Source organism: Pseudomonas sp. WPR_5_2, assembly GCF_003634475.1.
Taxonomy (GTDB): domain Bacteria; phylum Pseudomonadota; class Gammaproteobacteria; order Pseudomonadales; family Pseudomonadaceae; genus Aquipseudomonas; species Aquipseudomonas izuensis.
The window spans coordinates 1-13,571 of the sequence record NZ_RBLA01000009.1 but is presented as its reverse complement, the minus strand read 5'-3'; the positions used below and the strand labels follow the sequence as shown (position 1 = coordinate 13,571).

The window sequence follows — 13,571 nt, the reverse complement described above, 5'->3', positions numbered from 1 at the left end:
GGGGTTTTCTTTTGCCTCAAGGAAATGTGGTGACCTGTTTGACGCTTTCGCGAGCAGGCTCGCTCCCCCAGTGGATTTGCGGCGCTCAGACGTTCTAATGTGGGAGCGAGCCTGCTCGCGAAGGCGTCAGTACAGACAACCAGAACCTTGGCCCCTGACAAAAACACAGCCATAAAAAACCCCTCTTGCGAGGGGTTCTTTTTGCAGCAATCAGCCAACCAGTATCAGGTCATCTGAATAATGGTCTGCATGATGGTGCTCTGGGTGGAGATGGTCTTGGCGTTCGCCTGGTAGTTGCTCTGCGCCTTGATCAGGTCGACCAGTTCACTGGTCAGGTTGACGTTGGACTCTTCCAGAGAGTTCGATTGGATCTGCCCCAGGGTACCGGTGTTCGGTGCATCGTAGCCCGGGATACCCGACGAGTAGGTTTCTTTCCAACTGGTGCCACCTACAGGCTGCAAACCCTGTTCGTTGGTGAAACTGGCGAGCGAAATCTGGCCGATGGCCTTGGTCTGGCTGTTGCTGAAGTTGGCGAGCATCACACCGCTGGTGTCGATGGTCAGGTTGGTGATCTGACCCGTCGCGTAACCGTTCTGCACAGGAATCGAACGCGCGGTGTCGGCGTTGAACTGTGTGGTATTGCTCATGGAAATCGTCACACCGGCCGGGTCGGCGGCGGCGCCGTTGGGTGCCCACACGCCATTGGTCACGGTACCGGGAATCCAGCCGGAGACCTTCAGGTCAGGGCTGACGATCGGCACAGGGAGCGCAGGAGTGGTCACCGAAACCAGCTTGCCGGAGGTGTCGAATACCATGTCCGAAGGAACCGGCGGCGAAGCTGCAAGCGTAGGGTCACTGCCATCCGGGTTACGACCATCGATCAGGGTGTAGGTTTTCCAGGTGTTCGCACCGGTCTTGACCATGAATTGATCCATGGTGTGCTGGTTACCCTGAGTGTCGTAAATCGGGGTGCTGAACTGCTTGGTGAAGGACGCCTGCTTGCTCGGGTCGAACGGATTGGCAACCTGGTCGATGTCCGGTGCCGTGGAATTGAGGTTAATCGTCGACGAAACGCTGGTGGTGGTTTTCGGCGCCAGGTTCGACGTGTCAATGCGCAGATCGGTCAATACGCCATTGAGGATCTTGCCATTGGCATCCACACCATAACCCTGCAGACGCGCAGAGCCATCGGTGTTGGTGACGTAACCGTCCTTGTCGACCTTGAACGTACCGGCACGGGTGTAGGACAGCGAGCCATTGCTGTTCAGCACGAAGAAACCGGAACCGTTGATACCCATGTCCAGCACGTTGCCCGTGTTGTTGATATCACCCTGGGTGAACTGTTGCGAAACGTTGGCCAGGCGCACGCCGTTACCGGTGGTTTTACTGCCGGAGCCCAGTTTGGTGGCCGAGTAAACGTCTTCGAATTCTGCACGGGACGATTTGAAACCGGTGGTCGCAACGTTGGCGATGTTGTTGCCGGTCACGTCCAGTTGTTTGTTGGATGCATAGAGACCGCTAAGGCCGATATTGAAAGACATATTCCACTCCTTTGTGCCGTGTTAGTCGGCCCTACATACCAATGGTTTGTACTTTGGACAGGGCGATGCTGCCCAGCCCGGCGAGGTTGAGCATCAATTCACCGCCGGTCTGGCTGATGGTCACGCTGCTGACGGTCGCCGGCAGGTTCGTCACCAGGGAGGTCGCCTTGCCGTCGTAGGTCGCGGTGGCGTTGAAGGTGTACGTACCGGCCTTGGCCACTTCACCGGCATCGTTCTTGCCATCCCAGATGAAACTGGCGTTGCCGGCTTGTTGAGAGCCCAGGTTGATGGTGCGGATAACCTTACCGTCGGTATCGGTGATCTTGAGGGAGACCGGGTCTGCCGACGCCGGTACCGCGATAGTGCCGTTGAGGCTCTTGGCGGTATCGACCACAGCCTTGTCGCCCGGCGCGATGACCGAACGCCCGACCAGCGACGAAGCCTGCAACGCCTGGGACGAGTTGTAGTTGCCGGCGATGCCCGACACGGTGCTATTGAGCGTGGTAATGCCTTCCAGACTGCTGAACTGTGCCAATTGGGCAACGAATGCACCGTTGTCCTGTGGCTCCAGCGGGTTCTGGTTTTTCAGCTGCGTCACCAGCAGTTGCAGGAACGCATCCTTGCCCAGGGACTTATTGCCGGTGGCGCTGTTCGTCGCGGACGCCAGGCCGTCGGCACTGGTGTTGGTCTTGATCGAAGAGTTGGCAAGGATATCTTTGAGGCTAAGGCTGCTGGTGGTATCGGTAACACTCATCTGAGTCGCCCCTTATCACTGACCGAGGGTCAGGACCTTCTGCATCATGGTTTTGGCGGTGTTCATCATTTCGGCGTTGGTCTGGAACGAACGACTCGCGGAAATCATGTCGGCCATCTCTTCCACCACGTTGACGTTCGGGTAATAGACATAGCCCTTGGCATCGGCAGCCGGATGGTTCGGCTCGTAGCGCGCCTCAAGGTTGCTCTGGTCTTCGACCACGCCCAGCACTTGTACGCCTTGCCCGGCGGCTTCCTGGTTCTGGAACAGCGAATCGCTGCCGCCGCTCTGGCCGCCCTGGAACATGGTGGCGAACACCGGATGACGCGCACGGTAGGTCTGGTCGATGCTCGACGAGACCGTCTCGGCGTTGGCGATGTTCGAAGCGACGGTGTTCAAACGCGTGGTCTGGGCACTCATGCCGCTACCGGCAATGTTGAAAACACTGGATAGGGACATGACTTACTCTCCGCGCAGGGCTGACACCAGCCCTTTGAACTTGCTATTGAGCAGGGTGAAGCTGGCCTGGAAGTTGACCGCGTTTTCCGCGTAGTTCGACTGCTCCAGTTGGGCGTCCACGGTGTTCTGGTCAATCGACGGTTGCATCGGCGTGCGGTACATCAGCGATTCTTCGCCGTTGCCCAGGCCTTCGGCTTCGATATGACGGCTGTTGGTCATGTTCAAGGCGAACGTGCCGTTTTTGGCTTTATCGTTCTGCGCCTCGAGCACTTTCGAGAACTCCAGATCCCGCGCCTTGTAGTTCGGGGTATCGGCGTTGGCAATGTTGTTGGCCAGGACTTCGGCACGCTGGGCGCGGAAGCCCAATGCCTTTTCGTGAATGCCGAGCGCTTTATCGAAGCTGATGCTCATGTCGGGAAACCTTCGGGTGACCTGATTTTTCGTACGATGAACTTAGCAAGCGTCATGCCAATTCAAAAAAGCCCGTAAACCGGGGCTTTGCGGGCAGTGGCAACGCGGCAATGCCAGAAAAGCGGCAACCGGTTTCCGCTGGATGCCGCTTTTCTGCCGCTTGGCTACCTTTTCAAGAACACCCGCTCCCACAGGGAATATCAACAGACATAAAAAAACGGGAGTCCCTGAGGACTCCCGCTTTTCGATACCGCCAATGCATCACTTCGCCTGGTAAATGATCCCCGGACTGCACTGGACCATCTGGTAATGATCCGGCAACCCGTTCAACGCTTCGGAAGCACCGAGGAACAGATAACCGCCCGGCTTCAACGTGCTGTGAATGCGCAACAGGATGTCCTTCTTCACTTCAGCAGAGAAGTAGATCAGCACGTTGCGGCAGAACACGATATCGAACTTGCCGAGGCTCGCGTAACTGTCCAGCAGGTTGAACGAACGGAATTCCACCCGGCTCTTGATCGGCGCCTTGATGGCCCAGCGCCCCGGCCCCTTGGGGTCGAAATAGCGCTGCAGCCGCTCGGGCGACAGACCGCGACCGATGGCCAGGCTGTCGTATTCGCCGGTCTTGCAGTTGGTCAGCATGGTGCCGGACAGATCGGTGGCCACAATCTGCGCACCCATCTTCAATTGCCCGACATTGCTGCGCTCGAACTCGTCGATGGACATCGACAGCGAGTACGGCTCCTGACCTGACGAACACGCCGCCGACCAGATTCGCAGCCGCTGACCGGGACTGGCCTTGATTGCTTCAGGCAGCACCTTGTTCTTCAAGACTTCAAATGGATAGGTGTCACGAAACCACAGGGTTTCGTTGGTCGTCATCGCGTCCACCACCATCTCGCGCAACCCGCTGCGCGGTTGGGTCTGGATGCGTTGAACCAACTCACCCAGGGACTTGATGCCTTGCTGCTCCATCAGTTTGTTGAGACGGCTCGAGACCAGATACTGCTTGTTTTCACCGAGCAAAATGCCACAGGCTTTTTCCAGGAATACCCGGAACTGTTCGAAATCCAAATTACCCGTAGACAATGCTGCCGCCTCTTAAATCGTGTTGACTGCCAGGGGCCCGACGCCCCTAGCTGATATCTGCTGCTTTGATCCGGTCGACTACCCGGGATGCCAGGTCATCAGGACGGAATTTGGCCAGGAAGTCATCGGCACCGACTTTCTTGACCATCGCCTGATTGAACACGCCCGACAACGAAGTATGCAGGATGATATGAAGCTTTTGCATGCGAGGGTCGTTGCGGATCTCCGCCGTCAGGGTGTACCCGTCCATCTCCGGCATCTCGATGTCGGAGATCATCATCAGGAACTCTTCTTCCGGCTTCTTGCCCTCGTCGACCAGTTTGCGCAGGTAATCCAGCGCTTGCCGGCCATCGTTCAACGCCACCACTTCGACACCGACTGTTTGCAGACAACGCGTGACCTGCTTGCGCGCCACCGACGAATCGTCGACCGTCAGCACGCGCAACGAAAGCGCCTTGTGCTGTGTTTCGACATCCACCACGCCGACGGAAATCGCTTCCGGTGTCGGCGCCACTTCCGCCAGCACCTTCTCGACGTCGATGATTTCGACCAACTGATTGTCGACCCGCGTCACCGCCGTCAGGTAGTGATCGCGACCGGTCCCCTTGGGTGGCGGATGAATCTCCTCCCAGTTCATGTTGACGATGCGCTCCACCGAGCGGACCAGGAACCCTTGGGTCTTGGTGTTGTACTCCGTAATGATCACGAAGGGATTGTTCTTGTCCTTCAATGCACCGGAGCCGGTCGCCATTGCCAGATCAAGGATCGGAATGGTCGCCCCCCGAATGTTCGCCACGCCGCACACGACAGGACTGGACTTGGGCATCAGCGTCAGTTTGGGGCATTGCAACACCTCCCGAACCTTGAATACGTTGATCCCGTACAGCTGTTGGCCGTCGAGACGGAACAACAACAGCTCAAGGCGATTCTGCCCCACCAGTTGCGTGCGCTGGTTCACCGAATCCATTACACCAGCCATGCCCAGACTCCTACACCAACGCCAAGTGTTGTTGCGACGCACCTTCATCACTAAACGGCACGGCGCTTGCTTTTTTAATCGTTATGAACACAGAACCGACATTTTTTCGACGCCTGACCACACCCTGCCGCAAATTGCTCGGCGTGTTAGCGGCTGTTTGCCTGTTCAACGCTGGCAGCCCTGCCCTTGCTGACGCGGTTACCTTGCCTGACATGCTTATCGGCGTCACTCAGGGCTTTCTTGAATTCACCGTAGAAGACTATCTGGCCACCAGTCAAACGGAAGGTCGTTACGAAATTCAGGTCAACCAACTCGACCCGCGCCTGCGCATGCCGATGTGCGACAAGGAATTGACAGCCTCGCTGGAGAGTCCGGCCAAGCCGTTGGGGCGGGTCACGGTCAAGGTGCGTTGCGAGGGCGCATCCCCCTGGACAGTCTTCGTACCCGCTCAAGTCCGCCTGTTTCGCGATGTCGTGACCACCACCCGCCCCTTGCGGCGCGCCGGCATTGTCGAGCCTGGGGATGTCATTTTGCGCGAGCGGGACATCAGTGCGATCAACCAGGGTTACCTGACCTCCATGGACCAGGCAGTCGGGCAACGGCTTACCCGACCAATGGTCGCCGACCAGGTCATCACACTGGTACACCTCGAACAGGCGGAAGTCATTCGCAAGGGTGATCAAGTGGTCATTACCGCCCGCAGTGGCACGCTCAGCGTGCGCATGCCTGGCGAAGCACTGTCCAACGGCGGTATGAGCGAACAGATCCGGGTGAAAAACCTCAACTCCCAACGCGTTATCAAGGCGCAGGTCACCGCGCCGGGCCAGGTGGAGGTTTCAATGTAAGCGGCCATGCTGGGCTCTTTGTTCGTGAAGATGTGGCGCTGGCCATGGCTGTTCCCTAAACTGTGCTCCATGCAGGGCAAGCGCTGGCGCGCGCGAGCTCTATTGATAATTGGGCCTAAAGTTTTACGGGGAATGGCCGAAAACATGGCAAGCGTCCAAATTCCCAGAGGTTTTTTATCATGGTCATCGATTTCAGCCGTTTGAACAGCTCCTCGTCACTGACGGGCAGTACTCGTACCAGCGCTGCCAAGGACACTGCCGATACCGGCAAATCCGCGCCGCTGAATACCCAGGCCGAGCAGGCCGGTACGGCTACAGTCGGGGAATCGGTACATCTCAGCAATGAGGCTCAACAGTTGCAGAAGGTCACTGATACGCTGCGCGATCAGCCTGCCGTCGACAAAGCCCGTGTGGCCGAGTTGAAAGCAGCGATTGCCGATGGCAGCTATAAAGTCGACAGCAACCGTGTAGCCAGCAAACTGCTCAACTTCGAAGCCCAGCGCTAGGCCACGGCCCGCGCCAGGCTTTTGGACGCTTAAAACCCAAGGCCAGCCATGCACGACACCAATTTGCTGCAACTGATCACCGACGATTTTGCTCCAGCGCAACAACTGCTGGAGTTACTGCGTACCGAATCCCTCGCCTTGCATGGTCGCGACATGTACCTGCTTGAGGAGATCCTGGCGCAAAAGCAGGCCTTGATCATTTTGCTTGAGCAGCATGGCCGCAAGCGCAGCGAAATCCTCGCCAGCCTCAACCTGCCCACCAATCGTAGCGGTCTGGAGCAACTGGCCAGCCAGTCGAGCGTCGGCCCGGCGCTGCTGGCGCAAAGCGATGTGCTGACCGACCTGTTGGCCCAATGCCAAGCCATCAATGTCAACAACGGCCAGTCGATACTGGTGCAGCAGGCCGCCACGGCCAATCAGCTGAAGATCCTTACCGGCGGTGAACCTCCAGCGCTGTATGACGCCAGCGGATCATTTTCCAAGCTTGTGAAACCGCGCACGCTCAGTCAGGCTTGAGCCTGTCGATGAGCACGCTCTATCAAGACGCGAAACATGCTGGCAAAATGCTGGCCAGCCGTAGTCAAAATTTGTCTGGAGATTGATTAACCGTGTCCAATGCCTTAAATGCGGACGATGCTCCGCAGCCACCCAAGGTGCTCAGCACGCCCCTGGAAATCTCCGGCAACCTTCGCCAGCTGCAAGAAAGCCATGACCCGCTGATCATCACGTTCCATGAGCGCAGCCAGCGCTTCCAGAGCTATCTGGTGGACGTCGACCGTGATCGCAACATGATCGCTCTGGACGAAATGATTCCCCGCGATGGCGAACGCTACCTGCTGGCCGGCGAGCCGTTCAAGGTCGAAGGCTTCCATGAGGGTGTGCGCATTGCCTGGGAAAGCAATGGCCCGTTGACCATCGACGAATCCGGTGGCAGTCGTTGCTACCGTGGCACGCTGCCCGACGAAGTGGTCTATCACCAGCGCCGCAATGCGTTCCGTGCAGCGCTGAAGCTGGCGCAACTGGTCGACGTCGACCTGGATGGCGAGAAACTCAAGGCACCGATCAGCGGCAAGTTACTGGACATCTCGGCCACCGGTTGCAAATTGCGCTTCGCCGGCGACATCACCGGCAACCTGCAGCTGGGCCAGGTCTATGATCGTTTCATGGCTGCCCTGCCCTTCGGCAAGATGACCGCGCCGGTCGAACTGCGCTACCTGCACTTCGAAGAAAGAATCTCCACCACCTTCGCCGGTGTACGCTTCCATAACATGAGCGGCCTGGTGCAGCGGCAGGTCGAGCGGTTCGTCTATCAGCTGCAACGCGAAGCACGGCGCTTCGACAAAGACGACTTCTGATATAACGTGCCAACAAAAACGGGCAGCCCCTTTGCGGTGACTGCCCGTTTTTTATGCCTGAGTGTTATGGCCTGGCCTCGGTGAAACTTTGCTCCCTTCCCGAATCCGGTTCCTCTGGAGGTGCATCGGTTTGCGGCTGCGGCTCGGAAGTCGGTTCAGAAGGCGGATTCTGCATCTGATCCTGCACCACTTGCTCATCGACCCGCGGATCAAGGCAAGCCACCAGTGGCGAACTCGACATACTGTCCGGCATGGCGACGTGATGCAGTGGCGCATCGTCCACCTGATGCAGATTGGTCACTGCTTTCGGGCGAATTCGCCACACGAGTACCAAGGCGAAGAAACTGAAGAAGGCATAGAGCATCTGGCTGCCGAACAGCTTCATCAGCACACCCGCCGCCAGCGGCCCGATACTGGCACCCACGCCATAGGTGACCAGTAACATTGCCGTGAGCGACACCCGGCGATCGGCCTCGACATGGTCATTGGAGAATGCAACTGCCAGCGGATACAAGCAGAACTTCACCAGTGAGCAGAGGAAGCCGGCAATAAACAGAACCTCCAGCGGGACCTGCTTGAGTATCGCCAATGGCAACGCTGCAAGTGCCAGAACGAAAGCAAAACAGCGGATCAACAGCGCCCGGTCATAACGGTCGGACAGCCAGCCCAACGGCCACTGCACCACCAGGCCGGCGAAAATGCAGCTACCCATGAACAGACCGACCTGCTCGGTGGACAACCCCTGCTGCGAGGCATACAGCGGCGCCAGACCGTAGAACGAACCGATGATCAACCCCGCTCCCAGTACCGTGCTCAGCGACTGAGGCACGCGTTTGATGAAGAATCTGGGCTCCATGGGTGCCGGGTGCAGCGGCGCCGGGTGAATCCGTCGGGTCAGGGCCACTGGCACCAGACACAAGGCAAAGCACAAGGCGACCAGCATCAACAGTTCCAGACCCAGGCCCGGGTGCATGACCAGAATCAGTTGCCCCAACACCAGCCCCAGGTACGAGGCGATCATATAACCACTGAAAACCGTACCGCGCTGTGAGGCTTCGGCCTGCTCGTTAAGCCAGCTCTCGATGACCATGTACTGGCACATCATGCCCAGGCCGACGATGACCCGCAGAAATATCCAGGCCGGCAGCCAGTCCACCAAACCGTGCCCAAGCACCGCTGCACCGACGATCCCGGCACACGCCGAATAGGCGCGAATATGCCCGACACGGGCAATCAAGCGGTGGCCAATCTTGCCGCCCAACACCAGGCCGAAATAGTTGGCCGCCATTAACGCACCGACCCACAGACTGTCGACATGGTCGGCCGCCAGGCGCAAGCCCAGGTAAGTACTCAGCAAGCCTGAGCCGATCAACATCATCAGCGAGGCGAAATAAAGCGCTCGAAAGGGTTTCCAGATTTGGCGCATCGGCGTTCCGAGCGGCTCCTTGCAGTGAGAATCGGACTACCGAAACGATAGCCCGATATAGACGGTGCGTCAGGCCTGGGCTGCTAGTACACGCCGTTCCCAGGGGGTAATTTCATCAAGGAAGCTGGTCAGCTCCATGGTCTTCGAAGCGATGTAGCCTTCGATGAATTCCTTGCCGAACAGTTCCTTCGCCAATTGGCTACGTTTGAGACGCTCAAGTGCTGCATGCAAGGTACACGGCAATGAAAGATTGTCCGGTACCTGAAATTCACCCTGGATCGGCTCGCTCGGTTCCAGTTTGTGCTCAATGCCATATAACCCGGCAGCCAGGCTGGCGGCAATCGCCAGATACGGGTTGGTATCGGCGCCCGGCAAGCGGTTCTCGACCCGCCGAGCGACCGGCGAACTGGCCGGAATGCGCAACCCCGCCGCCCGGTTGTCATGGGACCAGCAGGCATTATTCGGTGATGCGTAGGGATGGCACAAGCGCTGATACGAATTCACATTCGGCGCAAACAGGGCGGTGAAGTCCAGCATGCAGGCCTGCTGACCCGCGATGAAATGACGGAAGGTTGCGGTCGGCTGACCCGCCTCATCACTGAACACATTACGTCCCGTGTCGGCCTCGACGATGCTCTGGTGAATATGCATCGAACTGCCCGGCGTATGTGCCAAGGGCTTGGCCATGCAAACCACGGTGAGGTCGTGCTTGAGTGCGACTTCCTTTAACAAATGCTTGAACAGGAACGTCTGGTCGGCCAGTAGCAATGGATCGCCATGCAGCAGGTTGATCTCGAACTGGCTGATGCCCATCTCGTGCATGAAGGTATCGCGAGGCAAGCCCAAAGCGGCCATGCACTTATAGACTTCAGTGAAAAACGGCCGCAAGCCGTTATTGGAACTGACGCTGAATGCCGAATGGCCGTCTTCGCGTCGACCGTCCAGGCCAACAGGTGGTTGAAAAGGCTGAGTCGGGTCGGTGTTGCGCGCGAAGACAAAAAACTCCAGCTCGGTTGCAACCACCGGTGACAAGCCAAGGGCCTTGTATCGCTTGATAACAGCCTTGAGGTGTCCGCGGGTCGAGAGATTGGAGCTTTCGCCAGTCAGTTCGTCCGCATCGCAAATGGCGAACGCTCGCGGTTGCTCGCTCCAGGGCAAGCGATGGATTTGCGCAGGATCTGCAACCAGTGCAAGGTCGCCGTCATCGCTGCCGTAAAAACGCGCTGGCGGATATCCACCCATGATGCATTGCAGCAGCACCCCCCGTGCCATCTGCAAACGCCGTCCCTCGAGGAAACCCTCGCAGGTCATCACTTTACCCCGTGGCACGCCATTCAAATCCGGCGTGACACATTCAATCTCATCAATGCCCGTCAATCGCTGAGCGAGTGAACTCAGGCCATCGGTTGTCATGACGCAATCCTTGTTATTGTGCGAGCCGCGAACGGCAACCTGTACAAAATAGGCTCCGCGTGTTCGGAATATCAAGCAGCGTCAAACAAAAAGCTTCAAGCCCAGGGGAGAAGTTCAAGGCAGATAGAGACTGAAGACGCCCCCACCCAGCGGGCCGCCGTTGCTGATTTCGGTACGGCCACCGACGCCATTGCGTTGATGCAACGCCGCAATCCTTCCGGCAAAGTACAGCCCCAGGCCAGTGCTGCCGCTGCTGTGATTGATGCCCTGCACATAGTCCGCCTGGCGCTCGATCATCTCGACCGGATAGCCTTCACCGTCGTCATTGATGGTCAGGACCAGTTGTCCGGCTTCGTCGCTGACGCTGATCAACACCGCATGCCGGGCATAACGAATGGCATTGTTGATGCTGTTGGCGAGAACCGAGGCGATCAGCTCTCGATCGAAAAAACCCAGAGGGCTCAAGGGATCGACCTCGAAGGTCGCTGCAATACCGCGACTGGCAAATACGTCCTGATGACAGGCCAACTGCGCCTCAATGAAGTCATCCAGTTCGTGGTAGGCCGGTTGCAAGGGCATCTGATTCACACCGAGCTTATACAAACCCAGTAACTGCACGAGCATTCCGTTGAGGTGGGCGAACTCGAACTCGATTACGCCCTGCTCCGGAGTATGCCGCGCCGGGTCGGGCAGGTTCGCCAACCATTGGCTGTGCGCCTGCATCAACATGGCCAACGAGTTCTTCATGTCGTGTACGGTCGAAGCGATTACCGTAGAAAAATCCAGGGACTGTTGGTTGTCGTTCATTCGCCAAACGCCTTGCTTTTAAGCTTCTGATAACGCGGATAACGCGCATCGGTATCAGGCATCAAACCGACCATTTTCAGGCAGCTCCGACATTCTTCGAGTTCGGCCGAGGGCACGCTGGTATCGGTGCCATGCAGCAGGGCCTGTGCCAAGTTCAACGCGATACTGATGTTCTTCGGTTGCAGCACCAGGGCTTTGCGGAACACTTCCCGGGCTTCCACCAGGTTACCGGTCTTGTACACGCGAACACCTTGTCGGTTGAGATCAGCGGCGGCGTTGCCGGAATTGAGGATAGTCGGGTCATCCGTGAGTTTGGCGATGTCCTTCATGACCGCCGGATCGTCACCGTAGATTTCCACACAGTTTTTCAACATCGACGTGCCGGCCTCTGCCTGACCGAGCATCTGCAATTGCTTGGCCACCAATAACGCAGCCTCCGCACTCATGAACTGCTCCATGCCATCGAGACGCATCAACGCTTGCTCAGTGAGCTTTTCCGCGGTCTCGGCATCGTTGAGCAACAGACTGGTGGCCTTCATCAACCGTGCACGGATCTGCAGGCCGGGGTCGGACGGATTCTCCTTGGCCACCGCGCTCAGCGTTGTATTGATTTCCAGCCGGGTCCGGGTATCCAGGCCTTTTTCACTGCCTTTGCTGATCAAGGCGTGGGCCAGTCCAAGGTTACTTTCAGCATCCTTGAAACGTGATTGAGCGCCTTGGTTAACAGCCTGGCGGTAGGCTTTGGACGCCGTGTCAAAATCTTCGTTGGTCATCGCCAATTTGCCCAACTGTGCCTGGCGACGCACTGCCAAGGGTGACAGGCGAATCGCTTCTTCCAATACTCGTTGAGCTGACTTGGTATCCCCCTCCGCGACCAGCACGTCCGCCATGCCGTCGTAGAGGGCCGGCATCATTGGAAAGACTTTCAGCGCCTTTTCGTAGACGCCTTTGGCCTGAGCCACCTGGCCACGCTTGAACAGCAACTTACCCAAGCCCGCAAATGCCCAAGGCAATGGCCGATCGGCAATGATGCTGTCGTAAAGACGCTCGAGGGCTTCGTTCTGATTCAAGTCGCGCAGCGCATCTGCGCGGTAACGCAGGCACAAAGGCGAATAGCGGATATCTTGCTTGCACAGGGCAATGCAGGCGTTAAGCACCTCAACCGGTTTTCCCCGGTCGAGGGCCTGCAGAATTGGCTTGAGCAGGGTCTTGCGCTGCTCCAGGCGCTCAAGGCGTTGGGCCAGGCCGGAACGGTTGAAAGGCTTGGTCAGATAAGCATCGGGTTCGTGCTCCAGCGCGCTGAGCACCATGGCCTGACTGGTTTCTGCGGTCACCATGACAAATACACTTTCATGGCTGATCAGCTTCTCAATCATCAGGTCTTCGAGCACCTGCTGACCGTTCTTTTTACCATCGCCCAGATGGAAATCCTGCAGGATGAAATCGTAGGATTTCTGCGAGCACATCTTCAATGCCTGCTCGCCGGTGTCGGCTGTATCCACATCCTTGACGCCCAACTCCCGCAGCATTGACCTGACGGAACTGCGGAAGTCCGAAAAATCATCGACGATCAGAAAACTCTTTTGGTGATACGACAACATCGAAGATTTCCAGGCAATTTAAGAGGAAGAACCGAAAGGCAGATACATGAACCAGATCAGCTTCACCGCCCCTTTCAGCGCGCAGATGATAGCTAGTAGCCATAGGCTATCAAGCGATTTCTCTTTGGCAGCCGTAACGATTGGAAGCTGCAAAAATTGAAGATCGCTGTGATCCCATGGTTATCGGCCGGTGGTAGCGTTCTCTTGAAGCATCAGACGTGCATTCGCGGTTTTGCTCGGCAAAAAATCGAGATCGTTGGTGGTGTGGAAACGGGAATTTCCGTCACGCCACTTTCCTGCGGACAAAACAAAACCCCTACCTGCATACGCAGATAGGGGTTTCGGAATTTAATCTTGACGATGACCTACTCTCACATGGGGAAAC

14 protein-coding genes are annotated in these 13,571 nt (G+C 57.4%); 4 read left to right on the top strand and 10 right to left on the bottom strand.

What is annotated here, in order from left to right:
• Nucleotides 1–224 precede the first annotated feature (224 nt).
• From flgE to BJ917_RS26885, 6 genes are all read right to left on the bottom strand, one after another.
• On the bottom strand, nt 225–1,541 hold the full coding sequence (gene flgE / locus BJ917_RS26910) for a flagellar hook protein FlgE (protein WP_096509468.1): 1,317 nt from the start codon (nt 1,539–1,541) through the stop codon (nt 225–227).
• A gap of 31 nt (nt 1,542–1,572) precedes the next feature.
• Nucleotides 1,573–2,295 carry a flagellar hook assembly protein FlgD gene (gene flgD, locus BJ917_RS26905; RefSeq protein WP_096509467.1) on the bottom strand — a complete coding sequence of 241 codons (723 nt, stop codon included), beginning with the start codon at nt 2,293–2,295 and terminating at the stop codon, nt 1,573–1,575.
• Between the two features lie 15 nt (nt 2,296–2,310).
• Complete coding sequence (flgC, locus tag BJ917_RS26900) at nt 2,311–2,754, bottom strand: flagellar basal body rod protein FlgC (RefSeq protein WP_096509466.1); 444 nt, start codon at nt 2,752–2,754, stop codon at nt 2,311–2,313.
• A 3-nt stretch (nt 2,755–2,757) separates the two neighbouring features.
• Entirely contained in the window at nt 2,758–3,165 is a 408-nt protein-coding gene (gene flgB / locus BJ917_RS26895; RefSeq protein ID WP_121105478.1) for a flagellar basal body rod protein FlgB, read from the bottom strand.
• Nucleotides 3,166–3,426: 261 nt separating this feature from the next.
• Nucleotides 3,427–4,254 carry a protein-glutamate O-methyltransferase CheR gene (gene cheR / locus BJ917_RS26890; RefSeq protein WP_096509464.1) on the bottom strand — a complete coding sequence of 276 codons (828 nt, stop codon included), beginning with the start codon at nt 4,252–4,254 and terminating at the stop codon, nt 3,427–3,429.
• 46 nt (nt 4,255–4,300) lie between these two features.
• On the bottom strand, nt 4,301–5,233 hold the full coding sequence (locus BJ917_RS26885; RefSeq protein ID WP_007980130.1) for a chemotaxis protein CheV: 933 nt from the start codon (nt 5,231–5,233) through the stop codon (nt 4,301–4,303).
• Nucleotides 5,234–5,316: 83 nt separating this feature from the next.
• On the opposite strand from BJ917_RS26885, the gene flgA reads away from it, so the two are divergent.
• From flgA to BJ917_RS26865, 4 genes are all read left to right on the top strand, one after another.
• The gene (gene flgA / locus BJ917_RS26880) at nt 5,317–6,078 is read left to right on the top strand and encodes a flagellar basal body P-ring formation chaperone FlgA (protein ID WP_096509463.1); all 762 of its coding nucleotides are present in this window, start codon (nt 5,317–5,319) and stop codon (nt 6,076–6,078) included.
• Nucleotides 6,079–6,257: 179 nt separating this feature from the next.
• A complete protein-coding gene (gene flgM, locus BJ917_RS26875) occupies nt 6,258–6,584 on the top strand; it encodes a flagellar biosynthesis anti-sigma factor FlgM (RefSeq protein WP_096509462.1) in 327 nt (108 codons plus the stop codon).
• Nucleotides 6,585–6,632: 48 nt separating this feature from the next.
• Nucleotides 6,633–7,100, top strand: a complete 468-nt coding sequence (locus BJ917_RS26870) for a flagella synthesis protein FlgN (protein WP_096509461.1) — start codon at nt 6,633–6,635, stop codon at nt 7,098–7,100.
• A 92-nt stretch (nt 7,101–7,192) separates the two neighbouring features.
• Entirely contained in the window at nt 7,193–7,939 is a 747-nt protein-coding gene (locus BJ917_RS26865) for a flagellar brake protein (RefSeq protein ID WP_121105476.1), read from the top strand.
• A gap of 64 nt (nt 7,940–8,003) precedes the next feature.
• Here the strand turns inward: BJ917_RS26865 and BJ917_RS26860 are convergent, their stop codons facing one another.
• The 4 genes from BJ917_RS26860 to BJ917_RS26845 form a co-directional block, all read right to left on the bottom strand.
• A complete protein-coding gene (locus BJ917_RS26860; protein WP_096509459.1) occupies nt 8,004–9,365 on the bottom strand; it encodes an MFS transporter in 1,362 nt (453 codons plus the stop codon).
• A gap of 69 nt (nt 9,366–9,434) precedes the next feature.
• The gene (locus BJ917_RS26855; RefSeq protein WP_177435617.1) at nt 9,435–10,676 is read right to left on the bottom strand and encodes a glutamine synthetase family protein; all 1,242 of its coding nucleotides are present in this window, start codon (nt 10,674–10,676) and stop codon (nt 9,435–9,437) included.
• A gap of 216 nt (nt 10,677–10,892) precedes the next feature.
• The gene (locus BJ917_RS26850) at nt 10,893–11,585 is read right to left on the bottom strand and encodes a sensor histidine kinase KdpD (protein WP_121105472.1); all 693 of its coding nucleotides are present in this window, start codon (nt 11,583–11,585) and stop codon (nt 10,893–10,895) included.
• Entirely contained in the window at nt 11,582–13,186 is a 1,605-nt protein-coding gene (locus BJ917_RS26845) for a tetratricopeptide repeat-containing response regulator (protein ID WP_121105470.1), read from the bottom strand. The genes BJ917_RS26850 and BJ917_RS26845 overlap by 4 nt, the downstream gene beginning before the upstream one ends.
• Nucleotides 13,187–13,571: the final 385 nt, after the last annotated feature.